Source organism: Mesorhizobium sp. B2-3-6, from assembly GCF_006442305.1.
Lineage (GTDB): Bacteria > Pseudomonadota > Alphaproteobacteria > Rhizobiales > Rhizobiaceae > Mesorhizobium.
In genome coordinates, this window is sequence record NZ_VFVW01000006.1 from 1 (window position 1) to 24486 (window position 24486).

Annotated in this window: 20 protein-coding genes and 1 pseudogene; 13 read left to right on the forward strand and 8 right to left on the reverse strand. The window is 59.1% G+C overall.

The annotated features are described in order from the left end of the window. The first annotated feature begins 597 nt into the window (after positions 1-597). The 5 genes and pseudogenes from FJ953_RS18025 to FJ953_RS18045 form a co-directional block, all read left to right on the forward strand. Positions 598-1356 (forward strand): Crp/Fnr family transcriptional regulator, encoded by a 759-nt coding sequence (locus tag FJ953_RS18025; RefSeq protein ID WP_224656184.1) that lies wholly within the window; start codon positions 598-600, stop codon positions 1354-1356. A gap of 365 nt (positions 1357-1721) precedes the next feature. Next, positions 1722-4403, forward strand: coding sequence for a PAS domain S-box protein (locus FJ953_RS18030; protein ID WP_140523372.1), 2682 nt, complete (start codon positions 1722-1724; stop codon positions 4401-4403). Between the two features lie 106 nt (positions 4404-4509). Beyond that, positions 4510-4875, forward strand: coding sequence for a response regulator (locus tag FJ953_RS18035; RefSeq protein ID WP_210239475.1), 366 nt, complete (start codon positions 4510-4512; stop codon positions 4873-4875). Between the two features lie 933 nt (positions 4876-5808). Beyond that, positions 5809-6270, forward strand: coding sequence for an EF-hand domain-containing protein (locus FJ953_RS18040; RefSeq protein ID WP_140523369.1), 462 nt, complete (start codon positions 5809-5811; stop codon positions 6268-6270). Between the two features lie 16 nt (positions 6271-6286). Beyond that, positions 6287-6485: pseudogene (locus FJ953_RS18045) on the forward strand (transposase); the annotation flags it as partial. Positions 6486-6727: 242 nt separating this feature from the next. On the opposite strand, the gene FJ953_RS18050 reads toward FJ953_RS18045, so the two are convergent. Next, on the reverse strand, positions 6728-6949 hold the full coding sequence (locus tag FJ953_RS18050; RefSeq protein ID WP_140523490.1) for a DUF768 domain-containing protein: 222 nt from the start codon (positions 6947-6949) through the stop codon (positions 6728-6730). Between the two features lie 383 nt (positions 6950-7332). Next, positions 7333-7503 (reverse strand): hypothetical protein, encoded by a 171-nt coding sequence (locus FJ953_RS30535; RefSeq protein WP_181165432.1) that lies wholly within the window; start codon positions 7501-7503, stop codon positions 7333-7335. A 145-nt stretch (positions 7504-7648) separates the two neighbouring features. On the opposite strand from FJ953_RS30535, the gene FJ953_RS18055 reads away from it, so the two are divergent. Beyond that, on the forward strand, positions 7649-7861 hold the full coding sequence (locus tag FJ953_RS18055; protein WP_224646616.1) for a hypothetical protein: 213 nt from the start codon (positions 7649-7651) through the stop codon (positions 7859-7861). Between the two features lie 708 nt (positions 7862-8569). On the opposite strand, the gene FJ953_RS18060 is transcribed toward FJ953_RS18055, so the two are convergent. Together FJ953_RS18060 and FJ953_RS18065 are read right to left on the reverse strand one after the other, a co-directional pair. Continuing rightward, positions 8570-11191, reverse strand: coding sequence for an EAL domain-containing protein (locus FJ953_RS18060; protein WP_224656188.1), 2622 nt, complete (start codon positions 11189-11191; stop codon positions 8570-8572). Positions 11192-11733: 542 nt separating this feature from the next. Continuing rightward, positions 11734-12633 carry a class I SAM-dependent methyltransferase gene (locus tag FJ953_RS18065; RefSeq protein ID WP_224656190.1) on the reverse strand — a complete coding sequence of 300 codons (900 nt, stop codon included), beginning with the start codon at positions 12631-12633 and terminating at the stop codon, positions 11734-11736. Between the two features lie 1296 nt (positions 12634-13929). On the opposite strand from FJ953_RS18065, the gene FJ953_RS18070 reads away from it, so the two are divergent. Beyond that, positions 13930-14157: a hypothetical protein gene (locus FJ953_RS18070; protein WP_140499490.1), complete on the forward strand. Its 228-nt coding sequence runs from the start codon at positions 13930-13932 to the stop codon at positions 14155-14157. A 687-nt stretch (positions 14158-14844) separates the two neighbouring features. On the opposite strand, the gene FJ953_RS18075 is transcribed toward FJ953_RS18070, so the two are convergent. The 4 genes from FJ953_RS18075 to FJ953_RS18090 form a co-directional block, all read right to left on the reverse strand. Next, the gene (locus tag FJ953_RS18075) at positions 14845-15267 is read right to left on the reverse strand and encodes a hypothetical protein (protein WP_140499492.1); all 423 of its coding nucleotides are present in this window, start codon (positions 15265-15267) and stop codon (positions 14845-14847) included. A 138-nt stretch (positions 15268-15405) separates the two neighbouring features. Beyond that, positions 15406-15801 (reverse strand): hypothetical protein, encoded by a 396-nt coding sequence (locus FJ953_RS18080; protein ID WP_140499494.1) that lies wholly within the window; start codon positions 15799-15801, stop codon positions 15406-15408. Between the two features lie 787 nt (positions 15802-16588). Continuing rightward, positions 16589-18025: a glycosyl hydrolase gene (locus FJ953_RS18085; RefSeq protein WP_140499496.1), complete on the reverse strand. Its 1437-nt coding sequence runs from the start codon at positions 18023-18025 to the stop codon at positions 16589-16591. Between the two features lie 111 nt (positions 18026-18136). Continuing rightward, positions 18137-18946 carry an SDR family oxidoreductase gene (locus tag FJ953_RS18090; protein WP_140523363.1) on the reverse strand — a complete coding sequence of 270 codons (810 nt, stop codon included), beginning with the start codon at positions 18944-18946 and terminating at the stop codon, positions 18137-18139. 675 nt (positions 18947-19621) lie between these two features. Between FJ953_RS18090 and FJ953_RS18095 the strand changes: the two genes are divergently transcribed. From FJ953_RS18095 to FJ953_RS30675, 6 genes are all read left to right on the forward strand, one after another. Then, entirely contained in the window at positions 19622-20890 is a 1269-nt protein-coding gene (locus tag FJ953_RS18095; protein ID WP_210239474.1) for an ABC transporter substrate-binding protein, read from the forward strand. 160 nt (positions 20891-21050) lie between these two features. Beyond that, positions 21051-21923, forward strand: coding sequence for a branched-chain amino acid ABC transporter permease (locus tag FJ953_RS18100; protein ID WP_140499499.1), 873 nt, complete (start codon positions 21051-21053; stop codon positions 21921-21923). A gap of 8 nt (positions 21924-21931) precedes the next feature. Then, positions 21932-22918 carry a branched-chain amino acid ABC transporter permease gene (locus FJ953_RS18105; RefSeq protein ID WP_140523360.1) on the forward strand — a complete coding sequence of 329 codons (987 nt, stop codon included), beginning with the start codon at positions 21932-21934 and terminating at the stop codon, positions 22916-22918. Positions 22919-22920: 2 nt separating this feature from the next. Continuing rightward, on the forward strand, positions 22921-23661 hold the full coding sequence (locus tag FJ953_RS18110) for an ABC transporter ATP-binding protein (protein ID WP_224656199.1): 741 nt from the start codon (positions 22921-22923) through the stop codon (positions 23659-23661). Beyond that, positions 23658-24182, forward strand: coding sequence for an ATP-binding cassette domain-containing protein (locus tag FJ953_RS18115; RefSeq protein WP_210242380.1), 525 nt, complete (start codon positions 23658-23660; stop codon positions 24180-24182). Before FJ953_RS18110 ends, FJ953_RS18115 begins: the two co-directional genes overlap by 4 nt. A 46-nt stretch (positions 24183-24228) precedes the next feature. Further along, positions 24229-24375, forward strand: coding sequence for a hypothetical protein (locus tag FJ953_RS30675; protein ID WP_210242381.1), 147 nt, complete (start codon positions 24229-24231; stop codon positions 24373-24375). The last annotated feature ends 111 nt before the right edge of the window (positions 24376-24486 follow it).

The window sequence follows — 24486 nt, forward strand, 5'->3', positions numbered from 1 at the left end:
TGTAAGCCAGCAGCACCAGGAATGCTGCCGGCCGAGAGGTCAACGTGCCAATTGAGGTGAGCACGCTCGTGATCGGGTGATTTGCCATCATCAAGAACTTTCGACTGCAACGCGGGTTCCCATTCTTGGGCCAAGCTCGCGAACGTGCTTGAAGGGTTTTGCCGCAAGCTGATCCGACATCTTGGGCGGCCACAGTTTTGGACGAAGCCGGAACTTGGCGACGATGGTCGGATGCGCTGGCGTGAAGGTGTCGTTCCACGGCAGATATGAAGCCTTCTTCATGTGTGGCGGAACCTTCGGCGTCGTGCAGCTTTACGTTCTTTAGGTGGAGATCATGAGGGGAGATGTAGCTCGTCTTCGCTGGCGTGGTGGTGTGCAGCACGCGGGCGAGCGCGCGGTGACACCACTCTGATGTCCGCGCGAAGAAATGGATCGCTAGCTTGCCGCCTTCGACCCGCGGACAGTCGTACCATCCTAATGGTCCGACACTCGGCGATTCTCGGAACGTGACTACTTCCAAGTGATGGGGCGAGGTATGGCACGCGATACAACCTGACCTGAGCTTTTGAGCCCGCTCGATATTAAGGAGGTAACCCCTTGCCAGGTGAGACGATACTGCCGAACAGATCAGGTTTCGATCTCTCCGTGTTGTTCAAGGTGCTGGAACGACGGGACGATCTCACGGCCCAAGACCGGGCAGTACTTAAGGACGGCCCCTGGCGCGTGCGTGACTACGAAGTCGACGACGAAATCGTCGTGGAGCACTCCGAACCCAAGGAGAGCTGCGTTATCGTCTCGGGGATCACGGGAAGAAATGTCACCTTCGCCGACGGCAGGCGTCAGATAACGGCCCTCCACATTCCAGGCGACTTCGTTGATCTGCATGCATTCCTGTTGCACGTTATGGACCACAACGTCGTTGCTTTGGCGCCAACTCGCATGGCGTTCATCGGGCATGATACGCTGCATCGGATCACTGAGACCCACCAGCATCTGTTCCGCGTGCTGACAACGGTATTGGCGGTGGATGCCGCCATTCAGAGGGTTTGGATCGCGTGCCTCGGGCGCCGGTCCGCAGAGGCCCACCTGGCGCACATCATTTGCGAGATGTTCCTGCGTATGGAGGTCGTCGGCTTGACCCGGGAATGGTCATTCGAATTTCCTGTCACGCAAAGCATGCTGGCGGATACGGTGGGGCTGTCGATTGTCCATCTCAATCGGACGCTTATGGCATTGCGCCGTGCTGGCCTTATCACCTGGCAGCGTAAGGTCGTGACCATCACGAACTGGGATCGCTTGGTGCGAGCCGCCGAGTTCGACGCGACTTATCTCAACCTTCGCAAAGAGCCGCGATAGAGACTTTTACTCGCGTGCTTCGTCACCTCCCAGCAGCAATGATGGCCCAAGCAATGGCGCACGGCACGCTCGGCTTGAGAGGCAGGTGGAGGACCCCAACGGGCAAATTGCCGACGCACTCCTCAACCACCTCGGCCCGTGCACAATCGTGCTAACGGATAGTGCTTCGGCCGCACGGCAGGCGATTTTCTTCAGGCTCCTCTGCTGCAATTGAACCTATCCGGGCGGCCCTCAAGCACGCGATCCGCGGTGTTCATGCATCTTGGGCTAAGGGATCTGATGCGTCTGGCGCCGATTAAAGCGGTCAGTTTGGAACTTTTCATCCCCACAAGCGTTCGAAGGGGCTTGTGGGGACGGGGTGCCAAATGAAGCAAGGGATTCTTCCTGCTCAAGTCGACGAGGTAGCCTCTCTCTCGGAGGTTCCCGATCCGATACTCACCAATGAGTTTGAGGATTTCTTCGAGAATGCCGCCATCGCACTTCACTTCGTCGGGAAAGATGGCACCATCCTGCGTGCCAATCGCGCGGAATTGCAAATGTTGGGATTCACGGCCGACGAATATGTAGGCCGCAACATTCGCGATTTCCACGCAGATCAGGTTGCTATTGGAGACATATTGGACCGCCTGTCCCGGCGGGAGGAACTTAAAAACCACCGCGCCCGGCTGCGTGCCAAAGATGGCTCGACCCGCTGGGTGGAGATAACCTCCAACGTTCGCGCATTGGGTGACCGCTTCCTCAATACCCGCTGCATCACCATCGATGTGACTGAAACGGTCAAGGCGCAGGAGCTTATCCGCGAACAGGAGCGGCGCCTTGCCATCACCTATGAGAACGCTGCCGCTGGTATTGTGGAAGCAAACGCCGAAGGCCAACTGCTGCGGGTAAATTCCCATCTGTGTGACCTTTTGGGCTACACGCAGGATGAGCTGATTGGACGATCGATTTTTGACCGCACCTTTCCCGCCGATGCTGAAGCAGATCGCGAGCAGTATCGACGGCAAGTGGCTGGCGAGATCGACAGCTACACACTTGAAAAGCGATTTGTTCGCAAGAATGGATCAGTTTTTTGGGCTGTTGTGAATTCGTCGAGCGTTCATGACTGCGACGGGTCATTTCGATACGCTGTACGTGTCCAGCACGATATCAGCGAGCGCAAGCGGGTTGAGGCGGCGCTTGCCAAACGTGCCGAGGAACAGGGTGCGATACATCGATTCACCGAAATGCTGCAGCATGCGCGCACGCAAGAGGATGTGTATGCGCCGGCGCTCGATGCAATCCAACGTGCGCTCCAATGCCAGCGTGCTTCGATATTGCTGTTGGATAAAAACGGGCGCATGAAGTTTGTGGCTTGGCGTGGCCTGTCCGACACTTACCGCGTAGCGGTGGAAGGACACTCGCCTTGGTCAGCGGAGAGCCAAGATCCGCAGCCGATCTGTGTTGACGATGCACACCAAGCGGATTTGCCGGAAGAATTGAAACAAGCGATCCAGACTGAGGGCATTGGTGCGGTCTACTTCATTCCGATCACACAAGGTGGACGGCTTCTGGGCAAATTCATGGCCTACTTCGACCAGCCTCAAGAGCACTCGGAACAGCAGATTGAAACGGGTCGGACCATCGCTCGTCAGCTCGGTTTCGGTATCGAACGCATAAAGGGCGAAATTGCTGCTCAAAGGCTGGCAGCAATCGTGGAGTCTTCCCATGACGCGATCGTCAGCAAGGATTTGAATGGGATCATTTTGACATGGAATCGCGGGGCTGAGCGCCTGTTCGGCTATTCGGCCTCGGAAGTGCTCGGCAAGCCGATCACGATCATCATCCCTCCGGATCGGCTGCAAGAGGAGCCGCTCATCCTGGGTCGAATACGCAAGGGCGAAATTGTCGATCATTTCGAAACAGTCCGGCGCCACAAGGATGGGTCGCTAGTGGACATTTCTCTGACTATATCGCCTGTCCGAGACGCAGCGGGCCGTATCGTTGGCGCCTCCAAAATTGCCCGGGATATAACTGCGCAGAAAATTGCGGAAGCAAAGGTGCGCGACAGTGAACGTCACCTTCAGGATCTTCTCGCGGCCATCCCTGCTGCAATCTACACGACCGATGAGCAAGGCAAGATCACCTATTTCAATGAGGCAGCGGTCGAACTCGCCGGCCGCACGCCGGTGATCGGCAGTGATGAATGGTGCGTCACCTGGAAGCTCTATTGGCCAGATGGAACGCCACTTCCTCACGACCAGTGTCCAATGGCTGTTTCCCTTCGTGAAGGGCGGCCGGTCCGGGGAGTTGAGGCGATTGCCGAGCGGCCGGACGGCACGCGGATTCCATTCATTCCCTATCCGACGCCGATGCGGGATGCAGCTGGAGCAATTGTCGGCGGCATCAACATGCTGGTCGACGTCAGCGAGCGCAAGCAAGCTGAGACACAACAGCGGATCCTGCTTAACGAACTCAACCATCGCGTTAAGAACAACATGATGATGTTGAAGTCCTTGCTTTCGGTAGCGGCCAGGACCAGTCAAAATTCGGAGGCTCGCAAGACGCTCGACGAGGCGAGCAAGCGAGTGGCAACCATGGCTGCGGCTCAACGTGTTCTCTACGACACCCCAGACGCATCCAATTTCAGCGCGCCACTTTTTCTCGGGGCCATTTGCGAAACGACAAAGCAGGTGTTTCCAGCGAACGTCCAACTCATTTGCGACGCCGATCCCATCCAGTTGCCCAACGATATCGCGATGCCGCTTGCGCTCATACTCAATGAGCTTTTGGTCAATGCCGTCAAACATGGATCTGCGGGCAAGGCAAGCATCATTCGGGTTGGGATCAAGCAGCACGGTCAAAAGCAGGTGTTGACGGTAGAGGATGAAGGTTCAGGTTTCGATCTGAGGGCGGTGCGTCCTTCCTCGTCAGGTTTGCGGTTGGTTGAGGGGTTGGCGCGACAGATTGGTGGGATTTTCGAAGTTGAGCGAGATCCGTCTCGTTGCATCGTGATTTTTTCTCAGGCTCCCGGGGAGAACGGCTTTGACCTTAAAAACGGCAATGTTTGAGACAGGCCGAACGGGGGAGTCGAACCAGCCATTCAGACCTCAGTTGGTTTTCTCCAGAGATGATGGGATTGGAGCAGAAGCGAGAATTTCCGGCAAACCATGCATCATGATCGTCGAAGACGACTACCTCATAGCCCTCGATGTCGAGGCTAGTCTTAGCGATGCCGGTTTTGTGTTGGCTGGGATAGCCAGCACAGCCGAGGAGGCGATCATAATTGCGCGCTCGGCTCAGCCTGCGATTGCCCTGATGGATATCCGCTTGCTTGGCAAGCGGGACGGAATTGACGCAGCGTTGGAACTCTACCGGGACTTCGGCATACGGTGCATCTTCGCAACCGCGCACGCTGACCGCGACGTAAAGCTTCGAGCCGAAGCGGCAAGACCACTCGGCTGGGTTCAGAAACCCTACTCTACGGCGATGCTCATCGAAGCCATCCAAAACGGTTTGCAGGAGCTCGACAACAAAGGCTGAGCGTCACAGCCGGCAGCCAGTGCTGGCGAAGCCCTGGCTTTGAAATTAACGGACGTAATCTTCGTTGCTATCGCGAATTGGTACGCTCCAAGCTGGCCGGCTGATCGATTGCGACTGTACGCATACAGACCACCGGATCCATTTTGCCTGGCCTGACAACCCAGGAGGCCTGGTATCAGGCCAATAGCATGGGCCTGCAATCATACCGGGTTTGGTTAGATACCATAGTGCCGACAAATCTCTCCGTCACTTCGACCGAAGTCCGGCTTCGGGCCGTGGCCATGGAACTGCCGAAGGGCATCGGCACACCACGGCAGCGCGATTGGCTACTCGGAGTATGTCGCAGGGATTTCCGATGTGAGCTTCTTCGGCGAAGCCGCCAAACGCTGTCTCGACATCGTGCACGCAAACACGCCCGCATGGAAGGACACCTTACGATGGACGTCGCAGAGTGGGTTAGCCAATCTCCCGACCGTCAATATCGGCCCGTGGTGGCGCGACTACCATAGATCGCTGGAGAGGCTGCACACCGGCTATGCGCGTTCGATGTCCTGCCCGTCTCTCGGCGATGTCTGCTCCAGGACTGCTCGCCCTCTTCCTGACCGGCGCTTTTTCGGTCGGCAGTTAGAGCTCGGGGCCGTTCGGCACGGAGCCGCTCTTCTTGAACGGATGCCATCGACGACCGCTTTCCAGACGCAAGCGAAGGTGCTCCCGCTGCCCGACCTGAACGTCGCGGACCGTCAGTCGGAAAGGACCGACGCATCCGGCTCGGCTGCTAGCCGAGCGTGCGAATCGGAACCAAAGTTTGAGGAGCAAGTTTGGCCGTGAACGCCGAAGTTTGGCACAACCATCCAAGGAAGGAGAAGCCGATGAAAGCGCAATGCGGGCCGGCGGCAGTTTGCCGCTGCTTTGGTTTTGTTGAGCTTGCCGGCGATGGCCCAGACGAGCGGGACACCGGACCTTAAGCTGCCAACGCAGCAGTCTGGATCCACGCCGCCCCCCGGCCCCACCGGACATATCGACGACCAGACGCGTGAAATGATGCGCCAGATGATAGACGAGATGTTGCAGGAAAAGCTGCAGGGAGATGGCGGTCCCGAAGGAGGACCTCCGCACCGCAAAGGTTGGCACCGGGACATCGCACAAGGGCCTCGCGAGGCGGGCAGGATATCTCGAAAGGCTGATCGCATGGGGCCCCGCATGATGTACTTTGCCCGTATGCAAATAATGTTTGCGATAATGGACGCCGACGGCGATGGAGCCCTTTCGCACAGCGAGATCCAGGATGTGATCGGGCGGATATTTGACGCCGTCGACGAGAACGGCGATGGCAGGATTGACCTCGAGGAGATTCAATCCTTCTCACAGGGTCGTGGAGGTGGAGACATGCAGTAGCGCCCAAAGGGGCGCCTGGCTCCTGTTCCTGGCCGCCATACTCGCCCGACCTCAACCCGATCGAGATGGCCTACTCAAAACTCAAGGCGCACCTGCGAAAGAAGGCGGCCAGAACCTTCGACACGCTTTGCGAGGCTCTCGGCGATATCTGCCACCTGTTCGAGCCAGCCGAATGCAGAAACTTCTTCAAAGCGGCCGGATATGAGGCCGATTAATCGCGACACGCTTGAGGCAGAAAAATTGCGCGGGCGCCAAAGCTGTCCGGTCTCGGCCCGCCAAGTCCCGGGAACATGGCCGCGAAGAGGACCATTTGTTCACCTGACCTGCGGCGGGAGGTGGCCATGCGCGGCCTGCGGCAGCTCTCTTTTGGCATGAGAAGCCCGGTCACAGGTGCTTGAACCGCGAGCGGCAAGGACGGCTGATCAGGCGATGAGGCGGAGAGATTCGGACGTTCCCCTCAATCCGCCATGCCGGCCTCATGGGGTACTATTGCGTCGAGGATTGCGTTGTACAAACTGACGGTATCTTCCTCGATTTCTGTGCTGCTGATGCCAGCCGCTTTCGCATCCGAAAAAAGCTTCTGGGTGAGTTGGGCAACCGAGGTGACATCCGCCCCGACTGTTTCCGGGACGTTGCTTGATATCCATTTGTGAAGGAAGTTGGTTCCACGCGTGCTCATCGAGAAAACAACCACCAGATGAACAGCGCGCAAGCCCCAACCACAACCGCTGAGACCGCTATCAAAATGCCCCTGCCGTTCTGCCATCCGGGCGGCGGCGGAGGCACCACCTTTTCAGGCTTGGTTCGATCGTCCATTCCGCAACAAGCTGCGGGGAGATCTTAGGTTCCGCTAATCCCGTTTCGCGGAAAATAACTTGCCATGGCTGCCACACATTCAATTTTTCACTCCAGCGAAAGAACCGCCTTTTTCAGCCTTCGGCTCCGACCTGCAGGAGGTGCTAAGGCCGGGTCAGTGAGAACAGCACGCCTGGCGATTTGCTCGCGTCGGCATACCGGCGATTTCTGGCCGCGAACCGCGTATTGCTTGAACACCTGACGTCCCTAGTTGCGGTCTCTCAAAAACCTCGCCTCCCGCAGCAATGAATTCCAATCGGGGCCGATGAGCTTGATCAGGTCACGCGCCTGGCGTTCCGAGATGCCGACTTCTTTAGCCAGCCGCCGAGCAAGAAGCCGCATGCCCTCGTCTTCGCGTTCGCTGCCGTCATCTTCCATCGAAACCTCCTACGGCCGAACGTGGCAGCGCTGGTTTGGTTTCGCCAGGCAAAAAAAACCGCCGGCCGGAGCAAGCGGGCGGATTGTATTGACGAATTTGGGCCGCCCTTCTTGACGAGACGCATCACCGCCACAGAACTACCAAATGACTTCAAGGATCGACGCAACTCGCGACCTAATGCTTTCGGATACCGCCGACCTAGTTGCTGCTGCAAGTGCGGCCCGGGAACTCTATGGCCCAGACGCGGCAACGGCAGTGGTCTACTGCGCCATGGAAGCACATTTCGCTGGGCGGACGGCCGATTTTCTTTTCTGGTTTGATGTTTTTCGCGACCTGATTAAGCCCAAAGCTCAATGAAGCGGCGTGAATAAAGGGCGAGGTAGGAGGCCGTTTGACCGCGCGTCCTGGCCGTCTGGAATCCGTTTGGAGAACGGCAAGGACATACTCCTGGAACTGATTGGGAATGGCCGAAGGAGCCGCGCTCGCTGGCAGCGAAGGCATCCCCCGATGAGAAGTAGCGCGGCCAACACGAAGCTCTATCGCCGCGCATCACCCGACCTGACGCCAGAACATGGACGGCGTGCCATCGATGCCCGCGGATTAACTATCGAACTACGCGGATTATTGTCGGATCAGAAGCAATGACCGCCAGAACCTGCTCGTTGCAAAAGAGGCGAAAGGCTGCCGCCTACGCAAACTGAGGAGCCCTGCAATCTGGTCGACGCCGATTACATCACGGCGCAAGCGGGGTGGCGCGAACCCGCACACTCGGATGCGGCTAGAGTTCCGGGTTTTCGGCAATTTGCTGGCGGATATCGGGAAAGGCATTGAAAAGGGCCCAGCGTCCCCGTCTGGAGATGCCAGAAGCTCTTTTATAGACGCGGGTGGACGCCCGCATTGCCACAGCCCGGCCCTGTTCAGCCTGTCGTGGGTCCACTGAGGAAAACCGCCACCCGCGCTGGATCCGGTGATCCCAATTGCCGGCAAACTGGTCGATAGGGTTAAAGCTATGGCGCAGCATTGTTGGATATCGCCCGCCGATTTAACCCGGGCCGCGTCTGACACTTAGCTGACTGCGCGCAGGCGCCGAGACCGAACAAAGAGTTGTAGTCCCTCGGAATCCAACGCATGGCCGAAGGCATAGCCTTGCAGTATGTCGCAGCCCAAATCTCCAAGCATCCGTGCGTGCTGCATCGTCTCGACACCTTCTGCTATAATCTCGATACCCAGGGACTTGCCGATCTCAATGATCGACGACACAACCTGCCTTCGTTGCGGAGATTTGACGATTGGAATGATCAGCTGCCGATCTATTTTCAACCGGCGGGGCTGTAGCTTGAGCAGGCTGACTATAGAGGCATAGCCCGTGCCGAAATCATCTATCTCTATATCGATGCCGAGTTCCTTTATTTGATTGACGTTCCATGCAATCAAATCATCGCTGCCATCCAGGAAAATAGACTCAACAAGCTCGAACGAAACCGTTCCCTTTTTGATATCTAATTTCCTTAAGCTCTTTATGAGTTCTTCGTCATGAAGACGTCGCGCGGAAACGTTGACCGATACCCGTGGTATATGGAGATTTGCATTGGACCACTTTGCAAAATCTGAAAGTGATTGATTCAGTATGGATCGATCGATCATCGAGACGACATTTAACTCGTCGGCAATCCTTAGGAAGGCATCCGGCGCTAAAATTCCCCGCTTTGGGTGTCTCCATCGCGCAAGCGCCTCGACGCCGACGATTTCGAGGGTTTTTGCATTAAATTGAGGCTGGTAGAAGGCTATGAACTCATTGCGCTCCAGGCCGCCGAGAACTTCGTCGGCAATCCGCTTCGTGTCGACGATCTCGCTTTGCATCACCTCGGTGAAGAAATCATATCGGTTGCGCCCACGCGTCTTTGCCTGGTAAAGCGCGATGTCGGCATTCACCAGCAGATGCTTGCCTTCGATGTCATTGTCGTTCTCGACTGCAATCCCCACGCTAGCACCAAAGCGGCAGCGGTGGCCGTGGTAGTAAACAGGTTCGCTCATCTTGCTGATGATGTCGTCAGCCAGCAGCCCCAGTTGCTTAGTATGCTGCACAGTGCACAGGACCACGAATTCGTCGCCGCCAATACGAGCGACGAAGCCGCCCTCCCCTACCTTGGATCGCAGCACGGTAGATGCGTGAACCAGCATCGCGTCACCCGCGGCGTGGCCAAGTGTATCATTGATGTGCTTGAACCGATCGAGGTCGATGTGAAGCAGGCCCACATGACCGCAGTCTCGCCTAGCTTTTGCTACGAAGTCTTTCAGTACCTGGTCGAGGTAACGACGGTTGGGCAAACCCGTCAGAGAGTCGTGAAGTGCGATATGCTCTATGCGCGCCTTGGCAGACTCGAGTTCTGCATTTTTCGTCTCCGACAGCTGTTTTGCGCGAACCAGGTCGCTGTTGAGCAGGACGTCGGCCGTTACATCCCATTCCGCGCCAATCATCTTGGGCGTCTCGTTTGGGGCTTGGTATATGGTGGCCTTGGATCGGACGTAACGAATTTCACCACCTGGACGGACAATCCGGTACTCCGACGAATATGTTCCGCCGCTGGCCACAGCACTGTTGAAATCTGCGTTGGCGCGGGCCAGATCCAGGGGGTGAATTGCGCCCGCCCAATCCGAATAGCCGCGAGGACCTCCATCGCTGGGCTTGCCATATATTTCGTTCACGCGATCATCCCACGACAGGTCATTGGTCGCGAGATCATGTTCCCAAACGCCAATGGCTGACGCCTCCAGAGCAAGTTCTAGGCGTCGGGACAATCGACGCAGTTCCGTATAATTGCGCTGCCTTTCACTAAGCAGCCGACCTGCTACCAGGAATGGGATCAGGATCAGCGCCCCGGCCGCGGCCATGATGGTACGCAAGAGCCAAGCGTTGCTGGGGGTCGAAGGCCAGCCGTTTTTGGGGACGGCTGCGATCTGCCACGAACCGGACGGAAGCAGAACTTCGGCCGTCACCGGATTGCTTTTGCGGATGTCTGCAGAGCCAAAAAATTGAACTCCGCTTGGGCCAAGGGCATCTTTCCCTATGAGCGCGATATCAATCCCGAGATCATCGTCAAACAGGCCGCTCGCCTTGTAAAGGCGCTGCACATCGACGACCGCGGATATGATGCCCCAAAATCTTTCACTGTTGCCCGCACTCGACACGAAAACCGGAAAACGGCCGATGAAGCCCTGGCCTCCTTGCTTCAGGTCGACGGGGCCGGCAAGAATCAACTTGCGCTCGTCTCGCGCCCTTAGCGCGGCCTTGCGTTGCCAATCATCCTTGCGGTAGTCGAGGCCCATCGCCTTCTCGTTGCCCTTCAGCGGATACAACAAGGAAACGACCAGATCGGGCGCGCCGGCAATGTTGTTCAATTGTGAGTTTTCGCTGAACAGGTTTCTCGCGAGAGAAGCAAAGCGTTGCTGTCCCATATAGGGTTCCGTCACGACCGTCGCGACCAGTCCATGCACAAGTTGGAGGTTTCCGCTGATGTTACCTTCTAGCTTGGCGCGAATTAGATTTACCTTGACCAGGACATCCGCGCGGGCGGCTTGGTCCGAAACGATTTTGTTTTGATGGTCCGCATACGCTGCGCTGATGGCAATAACCAAGACCGCCATGGCGGCCGGAATATTCACCGAAGAAAAAACGGCATCCTTCATCCCGCCGAACCTAGCGCCGAAAAGGGGCAATGGGGTCGAACTCCCTGTGTGGTTCCGGTGTTCGGATGGACTCGTGCTACAATACTAGCGTTGATTGCTTAATTTTAGACTTCACACTTCTGAAAACTTTGCACTTCCGACGGTGATGTCATCTCGGGTCGACGCCGGTCCCCTCGACGTTTTCACGCTGCCGACGACACCGATGACAACACTGATATTGATGGGAATCGTCGACAAGCGACTTCGTCACCTGCCCTGACCGCAATCAGAGAAGACAGGCGAAACGGCTACAAACGGCACGAACCTGGGCTGCTGCCAACCCCTTACAAGCCGCGCTACACGGCGCGGCTGGCCTATACGCAAGATTTAGAAACGGCTACGCTCAAGCTGAGGGCGTTCGCCTAGCAAACCAGATCGCCGTCGAAAGCCCGACCAGCCGGTGCTCGGCAGGCGGGTGCCTTCGACTGCGCGTCGTAGCAAGAGCCCTGTGCTCGGAAAGAATCCTGATCGCAGGCGACAGTCGTTTAAGCGGGATCATACCGTCACATGGATTTAGGAGCAGCGAGATATGGGATCATACCGACGCTCCGCTTCGTCGCGCCGATGGAATAGGCCATCGGAATCCTGGGAGAGTTCTTTGGCAAGCCGTACATATTCTTGCCGGCCCTCACCGCAAATGAAAAGTGCTGCCACGAAACCGTGTCATGCTCATTCAGAAAATCGAGCGTGAGCCCAGCTGAAATCAGGGCGTTCACGACATCGCTGATGGGATGAATCCACTCATAGTAGCGAGGATGCTTCAAGCGCCGGTCGTCGCCGGTATAGGTAAGTTCCTCGTTCCAGGCGAGCGGCTGAGCTATGGGTGTTCGCCAGTCGTGCTTCAACTCGAGTGCCGCGGCCTTGCGATCACACTGGAACATTAACGGATGGCCCTCAGCCATATAGAGCCGACCGCCGGGTCGCAGGAGATCGGCAACCACTCGCGCCCACCGGCCCACGTCGTCGAGCCAGTTTACCGAACCCCAAGTCACGTAAGCGACGTCAAAGGTCCGGCCAAGCGCTTCGACTGCCTCGAATAGCGGCGCTTCCACGAAGCGCACATCAGTGCCTGCCTTGGAAGCGAAATCCCGCGCAGCGGCGATGGCAGTCGGTGAAAAGTCGAGGCCGGTCACGCTGCGCGCGCCGAGATTTTTCAAGCTGATCGTGTCGAGCCCAATGTGACATTGTAGATGGATGATATCCTTGCCGACAATATTACCGAGCTCGCTCGTCTCAAGCTCATAGAGATTGGATCCCCCTGCCAGCACGTTTTCGATCTGGTAGCTGCCCGTTGTGTCAGTCGAATGCAGTTCGGCCCGATCATCCCAATTAAGGCGGTTCGTACCCAGAAACGATTCCACACCCCCTCCGATCGTCAGCGCTTGCTGATGCTTGGTAAACAAATGCTTAATATCTTTGCAGCGAAAGGGCCGTGCGTCAATCTGAGGTCGGCGGACGATGTGCCAGTTCGCGAAGCCTATAATCGCGGAGACAGCGGCGGGGTCTGAGGGAAGGTGTAGGTTGCTCGAACTGAGTTGATGATGATGCAGGCAGTTGCCGACCGCTCGCCTGGCAGTAGTTCTGCAAGCTCGGAAGAGAGCGCCAGCTGCATGCTTAACGAGGGAACAGTTTCCGCTCGTCTGCGACGACCCGCGCGGACCTGATCGGATCGGGTCGGTTTGCCTCATCAACAGCCCATCTGAGTGCCCCTCATGCCAACGAGCATCACATGATCGATTTCGGCAAGTCGGCAACGGAAGTGCTCGGATCTGAACGGGCAGCGTAGGCACGGTTCTCGCCGCCCGTCGATCAGCCCACGCTACCAGAGCTCCAACGGCGATCGCGGTTTACAGCATCGTTAACTCGCCATCGACCACGTATTGCCTGCCGGTCACATCTGCAGCAGCATCCGACAGCAGGAACCACGCGAAGGCTGCGGTCTTCGCCTTCTGGGGGGCCGAGAAAGTCGGCAGCATCCCCGGAACTTGCACTCAGCATGTCGTCTCGGGAACACGAACCCCGGTTCCGCAACGCGAGCCCAGTTCGTCCCCGCGGCTACCAACCTCTACCCTGGCACGCCCCACGGCGGCATGCGCATCCCCTGAAACCTATGGTGCTCGGAGGTTCGGCATCGCAGTTGGGGAATTGAATATTGCCAAGTGAAAGGTCGTGCCGATCTGCCGGGTCGCGGGTGCCGAGGGTGCCACATCTCTTAGATAGAGAGGTCGATCCAGGCGGCTGCAACCGCGGTCTGCTAGTGGCGTCCGTCAAGAACCATGCGAGGCATGGCCGGGCCTCGCCTTGATTCCCGAGCCCGCCTCGCCATTTTGTACCTGCGTCGTGCCCTGACTTCATCCTCCGCTTGCTTGCGCGATATCTCCACCGTACCGAGCAGCATCTTTTCTGGCATGCGATTGTCGTTTGAATTTCGAGTGGCCGCCATATTGGTTCTCCGTTGTGGAAGCCGAACTTCGACTTGGCGGAAGTGTTCCCTGCGGCGCGGGATCGATGCCTCGGGAGCACTAGTTGACCACCGACGAACAAGATCGGGAAACAGAGCCGCGACGTGGCTGGTGGCGGCAGATCCAGGGCGGGCATATCATAGTTAAATGACGGCGCAGGAGCAGGATGCGATGGGGGTGCTCAGCGGCTCCCCTTAAGCTGCTGAACAAAGGCATCGGCTTGCGGAGGACCACAGCATGCGCATGCATCATCCAGCAGACATCGCCATTTATCCAACCGATCTCGAACTGCTGCAGCGGGTTCTTATCCAGTATTGTTCAGAGAGACGGTGCAGTTTGGATTCCGCCATGGCCAACGACGCAGCATGTGAGCTGATGGCGCTGTTTCAGGCCGGCATCGAGGACGAAGGCGAACTCGAACGCATCATTTCCCGTCATGACATGCCGCTTCGGATGGTGGGGTAGGTGCCCTCCTGCCCGTGTAGTGGGCATGCTGTAGGGTCCAGGCTGCACCGCGCGGCTGGCAGGCTTATCCCACCCGCCCCCGCAACAAGGGCGCCGGCCACCTTGGCTCGGCACGGGTGCGAGCAAATTGTTTGCTAAGAACAGCCATACATCGAGCCTCGGTACCGGGTAGCCTCAATCCATAGTGCGAGGGCAATAGCTGGCGACCGCCCCTTAACTTCCAAATCGCGACCTCGATAGCCGCCAGCCGCGATCCATACTGTCTTTGAACGCTGGTAGATTGTAACGCCCCGTGCGCTCGCCCAAGCGCACAGGTCTGCAAAGTCTCGCTTCATGATTTCCCCACACGCAGCAATCGGAACGCTATAAACTGCGAAGGTGGAGGTATGTTCCACGATGCTAAAAAAGCCCGCCACCTTTCGGCGGCGGGCAATCAGCGGGAACACAGCACTGAATGGGAACAGTGCGAGGGTCCAACATCGCCAGCTCGAAATCGTTCCATGCTTCGGCAGGGATCATATAGCGGTTGCTTGACGAACTTGCCGACGTTCGCCGGAAGTCAAGAATGCCGCTGCGCTCCGCGCGCTTTCCTAGCGGATGAAAGCATAACCGCTAGGCTGCTATGCCAATGACGAGCCCCTTGCGCCGCAGATCGTCGATCTCTGCTTCATGTCTTGGCCGACGCGTTCATTTGCCCTGGCGTTGCCTATTCCACGCCTTGCTCCGACTCAACGCCGATTGCGTCGCCGTCACATAGACCGCACCATGATCCCAATTGTTCGTCTTGTGGGGAGCTTTGACGATGGCCTCTCGGTTATCCCTGTCTTTGTCCTTGCGGGCGCAGGTCTCGGTATATCGGGCGTGAACAGGTGTGAGGCCTGTCGCGTCCGCCAGATCCACTTGGGTAATCGGGAATTCAAAATTCTCGTCAACAATGTCGCCGAAAGCCCGCATGCGCACGAAAATTTCATATATCAGAAATCCAATGCGCGAAAAGGCGTCGCGCCTTCCCTCATCGATAATGCGTTCGCGCAACAGCCCTTCATCCTGAAGCGTGTTCCACCAGAAGGCGAGCGCGATACTAGGGCGGTCGAGAAGCAGTTCCTTCATGCGGGTGCCTGAGATCGGCAAGGCCGGCGTTAAGGGGCACGCAGTGACGAAGCAGGACCTGAAGTTCAGCCAGCGAGATTCGCCGAACAACTTTTCGCGACGAGAGAGGGGGCTGGCAACCCTCCACGGCGGCAGTGCCTACTTGCGGATGATCCAGTTTATCAAGGCGGGTTCGATCTGTTTGCGGTCGGTAAATTCCACGATCAGGCTTGTAGCCAGATCGCGCCATTTGTCTTCCGGCACTTTGGTTTCCAAAACCAGTTTTTTGAACACTTCGCGCAGAATGTCGCAATCAAATGCGGAGATGTCGCTCGGTGCCTTTGCCGCCTGCCCGATAAATTCGGAGCACGATCCCGGCTGGCGATCTTTCTGCTGCTCATGAAGGCGCTTCAAGAGTTGGCGCGAGGCTTCGACGGCCTTCCGGGAAAAGCTCAGGCTCCGGTGAAGTTCGTCAATCTCCAGTCCGGTACGCCGAACACTCAACCGCGCAGCCTCGACCAGCATTCGAGTGGTATCTGTTTGCGTGGCCATCATCGCCATTCCTCCCCAGCGATGTTTGTCCAATCTAGGCACATTTGATGGGTCACTTCAATGCCGACGCCGGCGGAATTCTTGGGTGCCGGCCTGTAGGATCTTAAGGACCAGCCGTTCTTCGTCAGCCATGTCGCTTGGCAGTCAGCCATTCAGAGCGGGGCCGATTGTATGGACGGGCAGCATGATCACCATCGAGCCTGTCGTTTGGGCTACAACGGCTTGCCGAAAACAAGGAACACTCACCAAAACCGCTGCGAACACAAATCATGTACCAGGCTGCCGGCCAAGCCACCATATTAGTACCCGCCACATGAAGCGGGTACTCAATCGACCGGCGATGAAGGGACTGGTGATCGGCGGTCGCCTTACTAATGTGACCTCGCCTGCGTTGTTTCACGCTTCAGACCTTTGCGCTTCGGAATCAGACTTTGGTCGGGTTTGGGCGGTCCGATTCAAACCACCTGGCAAGGCGCGCCAGATGTCGACCCCAGGCGGTCACGAGCGATGCCACAGCTATCGCGATTCTGGCGACCTAAAGGCGCCAATCCCCACAAGTTTCCGACGACAAGGCTATCACGTTACGAAAATCCCCGTTCAGCCCGAACCCGAACGGGGCGTGCATATTTGCTGCCACGCCAACCTGGCAATGGATTTGAATGGCAAGCCAAACCATACCGAGGACGGTCAGCGTGCGCGAGACGCCGTCCTGAATTCATGCAAGCCAGAGAAGTGGTCAGCGTCGTGAAGCGGCCGGCCTAGCGTACGTCTCCGAAAGCGGGCCTCGGCTTTACGTGTTCGCCAGACGAATGGCGGCGACCGATAGCGGCGGCAGCGCAATTTTGAGGACCAAGCTACCGGCCTCGCTCTTGCTCGCGACCGGCTCGCTGCGAAGCTCCGAAAGATGTTTGAGTCTATCCACGGTCGGCGCGTCGAGATATTCGGGTTTGCCCATTTCTTCCCAGCGGCGCTTGGCGTTGGCGTGCTCGGCGTCGATGCGTTGCACGCAAGCCGTGGTCGCAGTCGACGCGGCTTTCAGCGTGAACAACACCTCCTCGGTCTTGATCGGATGGCGCGGCAGGGCGAAATTCGTCAGTATCAGCGTAGACGCGCCGTCGCCGCGGACGAACCAGGCGTCGACCGTCTCGTGAGCGCCCTCGACCGGCAGCATCTCGGTGCCAGCGCCATGCAGCAATTGAAAGGCACGATAGGCCGGCTTGGCGATGCCGTGGATGTTCAACAGTCCGAACCCGCCCTGGAAGGGCAGCGAGGGAAAATAATTCTCCTCGAAAATATCGGAGAAGGTCCAGTAGCTGTATCCCTCAACCAGTCCGTTCGCTTCCAGAACGGTCTTGACGATGAACGCGGCGGCATAAGGGTCGTCATGCAAGGGATCGCGCGGGTTCGAGGAGGTGCACCATTCGGTATAATAGAGGGGCACGTCGCCCGCTTGCTTGCGCGCGCCTCGCGCCTCGTCGCGCAGGGCGCTGCGTTTGCTGGCGGCGAGCTGCGCTTCGGTGTCGTCGCCTGGTTGGCCGAAATCGTCCGTCGGGTAATGGTGCGTGCTGACGAAATCGGCGGGCAGGTCGCCGGTCCGGCAGAAATTCAGGAAATCCTCGATCCACGCGTTATCGGCCGTCGCCGGACCGCCGACCCGCAACAGCTTATCGACGCCTTTGATGGCTTCGGCGGTATAGCGATAAAGCTCGAAATAGTCGCTTTGCTTGCCGCTGCCGAAGGCGGTCAGGTTCGGCTCGTTCCAGACCTCGAAGAACCATTGGCGCACCTCGTCCAGGCCGTAGCGGCCCACCCAGTGGCTCACCAGTTTGCGGATTAGCACCGCCCATTGCGCGTAGTCCTTCGGCGGCGTGACATTGGCGCGGTAGTGAAAGGCGGTCTTGTCGCCGGACGCCAGGGCGACGGGCATGAAGCTCAATTCGACGAACGGCCTCATACCGATCGAGCGCAGATAATCGAAGATGAGATCGGCGTTGAAGAACGAATAGAACAATGTGTTGCCCTCGCCGATCAGCGTGCCCATCTCGTCGCACAATATGCCGTGGAAGCGGACATAGCGCATGCCGAGCTCATCATGCGTCCGCTTCAGTTGCGCCTGCCAGTCTGCGCGCAGGCCGAGCGTGGCGTGCCCACTGCCGATCGTGTGTTCCCAGAAATGCGGCAGTTCCGTCGCCAGTCCGTTCAGGTCACATGAAAATGTCGCCGTCATGTAAGCCGCTCCTATCCGCCACACGACGCGCGTTGGCGATGATTGTCAGTGTGGGATTGACCACCGCGATCGAGGGAAGAAGCTCGCATCGCCGACCGCCGTCCATTCCGATCAGCCGTTGGTCGAAAAGCCAGGAAAGAGCGTCATGCCGCCATCGACGAAAAGCGTGGTACCGACAACGTAGTCGGAATCGTCGGACGCCAGCCAGACGGCTGCCCGCGCGATGTCTTCCGGCAGGCCGATCCGCCCATACGGAATCAGCGTCAGCAGGCCCTTGAGCGCTTCGGGCGTATCCCAGGCGGAGGTATTGATGGGCGTGCGTATCGCACCGGGCGCGATGGCGTTGACGCGGATGCGTCTGGGGGCCAGCTCCTGCGCCATGCTTTCCATGAGCAGCTTGATGCCGCCCTTGGAGGTGGCGTAGTTCGCATGGCCTGCCCACGGGATTTCCTGGTGCACCGAACTCATGCAGATGATCTTGCCGGCCGCGCACGAGACGGACGGCACCACGCCGCGCCGCAGGAACTCGCGTGTCGCAGCCTGGGCGCAAAGGAACTGGCCGGTCAGATTGACGCCGAGAACGTTAGTCCAGGTCGCCAAAGGCATGTCAGCAAACGCCGAGTCGCGTTGCAGGCCGGCATTGGCGACAAGGATGTCGATGGTGCCGAACTCGCGCATCGTGCGCTCGAACATGTCTCGAACCTGGTCTTCCATCGAGACATCGGCCATGTGGGCGATCGCCTTGCTGCCGGCCCGATGGATCTGGTCCACGACGGCGTTCGCGGCGTTCTCGTTTTCGACATAGTTCACCACCACGTCGGCGCCCGCCCGGCCAAGCGCAACGGCAACGCTCTCGCCGATGCCTGAATTAGCCCCCGTTACGATGGCTTTCTGCCGCGCCAGAGGCTTGTGATCGGACATGGAGAACTCATTCGAAAAGAAGCTCGCCTGGAACTAAAATTATCGCCACTGCCAGGTCAGCCGGCTCCCATGAAACGCAACCGCGGACCAAAAGGTCCGGCTGGCGCCATTACAATGCGGTAACGCGCAGGAACATGAATGTGATCGCGGCTTGCGAACCAATCCAACGCTCCAATGTAAGACTGAGTCGGGAGCGCGCCGAGCGCGCACTTCAGCCGGAGCCCGAAGAAAGCATCCGACGCCCGCTATCCTCGCCACGTTCCCTGTGCGCTGCCTGTTGGGCGTGTTGTTTCTGTCTTTCAGCGCGCCGGACAAGGTGCTGAAGTTCAAGCGGGCGATCGATCAGACGGCGAAACTTGTCTTGGCATCGACCATTCGGCGACCGCCGTTTCCAGCAGCGCCGGGAGCGTCACGCTCTACGAGAACCTCGGCCTGTCGTGCCAGCCCGTTCCTTCAGCCTGGGCGCCACCCCGTTTGCTCGGTGTGAACCGTCCTTCTCATCCTCAACCCTCCTGTAGCTCCCGCAAAGCTCTCCGTCTTTTCGATCCAGCGAAGACCGCTCGGACCCAAAGCCGCCTCGTGAGGCAATCTTCCTGGCCGCACAACCGCGTCTTGTGGTATGAACAAGAACATCATCGGTTTCCAATCTGACAGTCGGACAAAGGGAGTTGAATGATGTCCATCAAAAGCAAAGTTTCTCGCCGCCGGTTCCTCGGCGGCAGCGCCGTCGCCTTGGCGGCCGGCACGTTGGGGATACCGTTCGTGCGAACGGCACGCGCGCAGGTGGCGACCTTCAAGGCCGGTGTCATCACCTCGCTGTCGGGCGAGAACATACTCGGTGGCAACCTGACCAAGCGCGGTTACGATCTCTGGGCAGAGGCCATAAACGCCAAGGGCGGCGTCGAGGTCGCCGGCCAGCGTTTCAAGGTCGACATGTTCTACGGTGACGACCAGAGCAACCCGGCGACGGGAGCCGATGCCGCCGAGCGCCTGATCGTGCAGAACGAGGTTGATGTGCTGTTCGGCCCCTACACCAGCGGCTCGACCATCGCCGTGCAGCCGATCTGCCAGAAGTACCAGGTGCCAATGATTTCCGGCTCCGCGGAATCGCCAAACGTCTGGAAGGCCAAGCCGGAATTCAACTTCGGCATCATCCCGGCCGTCGACACCACCGCAGGCAAGTCGCTGGCCGTACTGGCGAAACTGTCCAACCCAGCGGCCAAGACGATTGCAGTGATTGGTGTCAACGAGCCCTTCTCGAAGGAAACCGGCGAAGGTTTTCGCGACGGGGCCAAGGAAGCCGGACTGGAACTCGTCGCCTACGAATTGGTACCGGCCTCGGGCGACCTGACCCCGGTCATCTCCAAGATCGCAGCGCTCAACCCCGACATCGTCGCCGTCGGCGGCCATGAGGAGCCGCTGATCAACGTCGTCAAGACCTCGAAGTCGCTCAACTTCCGGCCCAAGGCGCTGATAATGCACTATGGCGTCACCGACCCGGCCTTTGCCCAGGCGCTTGCCGCTGACGCCGACGGCACCTGCGGCGTCTCCGTGTGGCTGCCATCGGTGCCGTACAAGGACGACGTCTTCGGCACCGCAAGGCAGTTTGCCGAGATGGCGCAAAAGAAGTCTGGACACGAGCCCGACTATACCGAAGCGGCCTGCGCGGCCAGCGGACTCGTTTTCGGCGATGCCGTCAAGCGGCTTGGCAAGAAGCCGGCGCTCACGCCCGAAGACAGGGTGGCTCTGAAGGACGCGATAGCCGCCACCGACATCCAGACCTTCTATGGGCCGATCAAGTTCGAGAAGGAAGGCAACCACTACCACGACAACGTCCAGCCGGTGCCGGTGCTGATCCAGATTCAGGGTGGCAAGACCGTGGCGGTGGGGCCGAAGGAAGCCGCGGCAGCAGACCTCACCTACCCGCTGCCGGCCTGGAAATAGGCGGTTTTGGACAGGGTGTGGGCGGCCTCGTCGCCATCACTCTGCCAGGCGGAACCACGGTTGCGCGTGCGCGGAAAATGACGGACCATGCCGTTGAGCGCGCTCGCCTCGCCATGGCATTCCCGCTCTTTCGCTTGCCTACTGAGGGACGGTTTGCACCTTGGATCTTTTCCTACAGACCTTGCTGAACGGCCTTCTGATCGGCGGCGTCATCGCCACCTTTACGATCGGATTCCAGCTCGCTTTCGGCGTGCTGCACGTCATCGATTTCGCCGTGGGCGGCTGGGTCGTACTGGGTGGCTATCTCGGCTACTACATGGCCGCTGGACTGGGCGTCGACGGATTCCTTGCGATCCCGGTCGCCTTCGTGCTGTTCGGCGCCATCGGCTATCTGATCGGGCCGATCCTCTACAATGTCCGCAACAGCCGCACGGCGCGGCCGGAATTGATGGCGCTGGCGCTGACCTTCGGATTGTTCACGCTGCTGCGCGGCGGCATGCTGACCGCGTGGGGCTTCAATACCCACAGCGTTCCGACGGCCTTGAGCGGCGAGAGCCTCGCCGTCGGCCCGTTGACGGTGCCGCTGATCCGCGTGGCGGCGGCGGTGTTCGCGGTCGCCATCGCCAGCGGACTGTTCATATTCCTCTACCGCACCCGCTATGGATTGGCGATCCGAGCGACGGCCGAAAACCGGCAGAACGCGGCGCTGATGGGCGTCGACATCCGCCGCCTAAGCGCCAATGTTTACGGACTCTATGCAGGCATCACTGCCATGGCCGGTGTGTTGATGGGTGCAATTTTTTCAGTCAATCCGGAGGTCGGCCTGCGCTATACGCTGTTCGCATTCTTCGTGGCTGTGCTTGCCGGCTTAGGCTCCGTCGGCGGTGCCCTTGTCGCCGCGCTGCTGCTCGGCGTCATCGAAGCCTTCGTTGCGACCTATGTCGGGTCGAGCTATTCACTGTTGGCGATATTCGCCACGCTGTTCCTCGTCCTGCTCGTATCCCCGCGCGGGATCCTGCGGCACGGCTTGTGAGACCGGACATGAACCCACGCTGGGCCGGCGTCCTCCTGCTGATCGCGGTGATCGGCGTGTTGGCGCTGCTGCCGATGCTGGTCAACAACTATTGGCTGCGTATCGCCACCGGCGCACTGATGTGGGCGGGGCTGGCCTGCTCTTGGAACATACTTGGCGGCTATGCCGGCTACATCAATTTCGGCCATTCGGCCTTTTTCGGGCTCGGCGCCTACGTCACCGCGCTGCTGATGGGCGACAAGCTCGCCTGGCCCTTCTTCGCCACCGTCCCCGCCGGTATGGTTGTGACAGCGCTGTTTGCCATCATAATCGGAGCGCCGACGCTGCGCCTGCGTGGCGCTTATTTCGCCATAGCCACCTGGGCCTTCGCCGAGGTGCTTATCCAGTTCGCCTCGGTGATGGACTTCACCGGCGGCATCGGCGGAATTGGACTGCCGCCGTTTCTCGATGAGCGCTTCTTCTACTTCGCCATGTTCGCCGCAGCGGCGCTGACCTACCTAATCACCTGGGCGCTGTTCGAGCGCTCACGTTTTGGGCTGAAGGTCAAGGCGCTGCGCGACCACGAACTGGCGGCCGAGGCAATGGGCATCAACACTTCGCTGGTCAAGCTGCAGACCTTTGTGCTCAGCGCCGTCACCGCCTCCGTGTTCGGCGCGATCTTCGCCTACTGGGTCACCTTTATCAATCCGAAGAGCGTCTTCGGCGGCGACATCACCGACCAGATGGTGGTCATGGTGCTGCTGGGCGGGCTGGGCAGCCTGTGGGGGCCGGCACTGGGCGGCGTGGGGCTGTTCGTCGTCAACCGGCTGATCTGGATGTATTGGGGCGACACCGCCTTCTATATCGCCATATTGGGCGCGGCCATCGTGCTGGTGGTGCTGTTCATGCCGAACGGCATCGCCGGCCTGTTTTCGAAGCGCGCCGGCAACTCCGGCGCCGTGCTGGAAAAGGCGGTCGACAAGCTTGTCGGCGGTGACCAGGGAGAGCCCAATTGAGCGTGGCCGACGACCGAACGGCTGGCGGCGGCGACCCTATCCTCGTCGTGCGCGAACTTTACCGCCATTTCGGCGGCATCAAAGCCGTCAACGGTGTCTCCCTGGACGTCGCTCGGCACGAGATCGCCGGCCTGATCGGGCCTAATGGGTCGGGCAAGTCGACACTGTTCAGCCTGGTATCGGGCGCGGTCACCCCTGATCGCGGCCAGATCCGCTTCGACGGTCACGAGATCGGCGGCCGAAAGACTCACGTTATCGCGCGGCTGGGGCTTGCCCGCACCTTCCAGATTCCGGCCATGTTCGACAATATGACCGTCATAGAAAACCTACTGGCAGCAGCGGCCGAGGGCCATTGGCAGGGCGCGCGTGAACGGGCGGCCGAAACACTGGCGCTGCTGAAGCTGGACCATGTCGCCGACAATCGCGCCTCCGACGTTTCGGGCGGCCAGCAGAAACTGCTGGAGTTCGGGCGCGTCATCATGCGCCAGGCCTCGCTCATTCTGCTCGACGAGGTGACGGCGGGCGTGCATCCAAATATCCGGAACATTATCGTCGAGGCCATCGCGCGGCTGCGCAAGCGCGGCGTCACCTTCCTGATCATCGAGCACGACATGGAGATTGTGCGCAATGTGTGCGACCGCATCATCGTGATGGACGCAGGCCGTGTCGTGGCTAGCGGCTCGTTCGACGACATTGTTCGCGACTCGGAAGTCATGCAGACCTATCTGGGGCGGCCGCAATGAGCGCCACGCTCACGGCAGAAAACATCGTCACCGGCTATGGCAAGCAGGAGATCGTCCACGGTGTCTCGCTTAATGCGGAGGCTGGCAAGATCACCTGCATCTTCGGACCGAACGGGTGTGGCAAGTCGACCTTGCTCAAGGCCATTGCCGGCGCGCTGCCGGTGTGGAGCGGCAGGGCGAGCCTGGGCGATACAACGCTCTCCAACCTTGCCGTTCATGAGATAGTGCGCGAAGGGCTCGTGCTGATGCCCCAGGGCGGCGGCGTGTTCCCACGCCTGACGGTGATGGAAAATTTGCGTATGGGTGGCTACGCCATCGCGGACCGCCGGTTAGTCGAGCAGCGCATCGAGGCGCTGATCGAGCAATATCCCTCTTTGGCGCGGCGGCGGCGCACCGCGGCCGGTTCGCTTTCAGGCGGCGAGCAGGCAATGCTTGCGCTGGCGCGAGCGCTGGTCTCGCAACCTCGCTTCATTCTACTCGACGAACCTTCCGCTGGATTATCGCCGGCCATGGGTCATTGAGACGCTCGAACGCGTTACCACCCTCACCTCGCGTGGCATCGGCATCGTGATGGTGGAGCAGAACATCCGCGAGGCCATGCCCATTGCAGACAAACTTTACATCTTGGCGGCCGGCGAAAGGCGCTTCGAGGGAAGGCCTCAGGACGTGCACGACGACCGGCAGATCATGGACATCTATATGGGCGGAGCGTGAGATTTGCAGTTCTGCTCTTGCGGTCGGGGATTGCTATTTCCTGACCTGCCACTGCACTGTGATCCAGTGGCGATTAGAGCCTTTGGCCCTTTCTGTTACCCCTCGCGGAAC

Coding starts and splice junctions, on each gene's coding strand:
- FJ953_RS18055 (WP_224646616.1), top strand. CDS start 7,649: ATGACTTCAAGGATCGACGCAACTCGCGACCTAATGCTTTCGGATACC.
- FJ953_RS18075 (WP_140499492.1), bottom strand. CDS start 15,267: ATGAAGGAACTGCTTCTCGACCGCCCTAGTATCGCGCTCGCCTTCTGG.
- FJ953_RS18070 (WP_140499490.1), top strand. CDS start 13,930: ATGCGCATGCATCATCCAGCAGACATCGCCATTTATCCAACCGATCTC.
- FJ953_RS18105 (WP_140523360.1), top strand. CDS start 21,932: ATGAACCCACGCTGGGCCGGCGTCCTCCTGCTGATCGCGGTGATCGGC.
- FJ953_RS18115 (WP_210242380.1), top strand. CDS start 23,658: ATGAGCGCCACGCTCACGGCAGAAAACATCGTCACCGGCTATGGCAAG.
- FJ953_RS18095 (WP_210239474.1), top strand. CDS start 19,622: ATGTCCATCAAAAGCAAAGTTTCTCGCCGCCGGTTCCTCGGCGGCAGC.
- FJ953_RS18090 (WP_140523363.1), bottom strand. CDS start 18,946: ATGTCCGATCACAAGCCTCTGGCGCGGCAGAAAGCCATCGTAACGGGG.
- FJ953_RS18035 (WP_210239475.1), top strand. CDS start 4,510: ATGATCGTCGAAGACGACTACCTCATAGCCCTCGATGTCGAGGCTAGT.
- FJ953_RS18050 (WP_140523490.1), bottom strand. CDS start 6,949: ATGAGCACGCGTGGAACCAACTTCCTTCACAAATGGATATCAAGCAAC.
- FJ953_RS18060 (WP_224656188.1), bottom strand. CDS start 11,191: ATGAAGGATGCCGTTTTTTCTTCGGTGAATATTCCGGCCGCCATGGCG.
- FJ953_RS30535 (WP_181165432.1), bottom strand. CDS start 7,503: ATGGAAGATGACGGCAGCGAACGCGAAGACGAGGGCATGCGGCTTCTT.
- FJ953_RS18085 (WP_140499496.1), bottom strand. CDS start 18,025: ATGACGGCGACATTTTCATGTGACCTGAACGGACTGGCGACGGAACTG.
- FJ953_RS18030 (WP_140523372.1), top strand. CDS start 1,722: ATGAAGCAAGGGATTCTTCCTGCTCAAGTCGACGAGGTAGCCTCTCTC.
- FJ953_RS18080 (WP_140499494.1), bottom strand. CDS start 15,801: ATGATGGCCACGCAAACAGATACCACTCGAATGCTGGTCGAGGCTGCG.
- FJ953_RS18040 (WP_140523369.1), top strand. CDS start 5,809: ATGGCCCAGACGAGCGGGACACCGGACCTTAAGCTGCCAACGCAGCAG.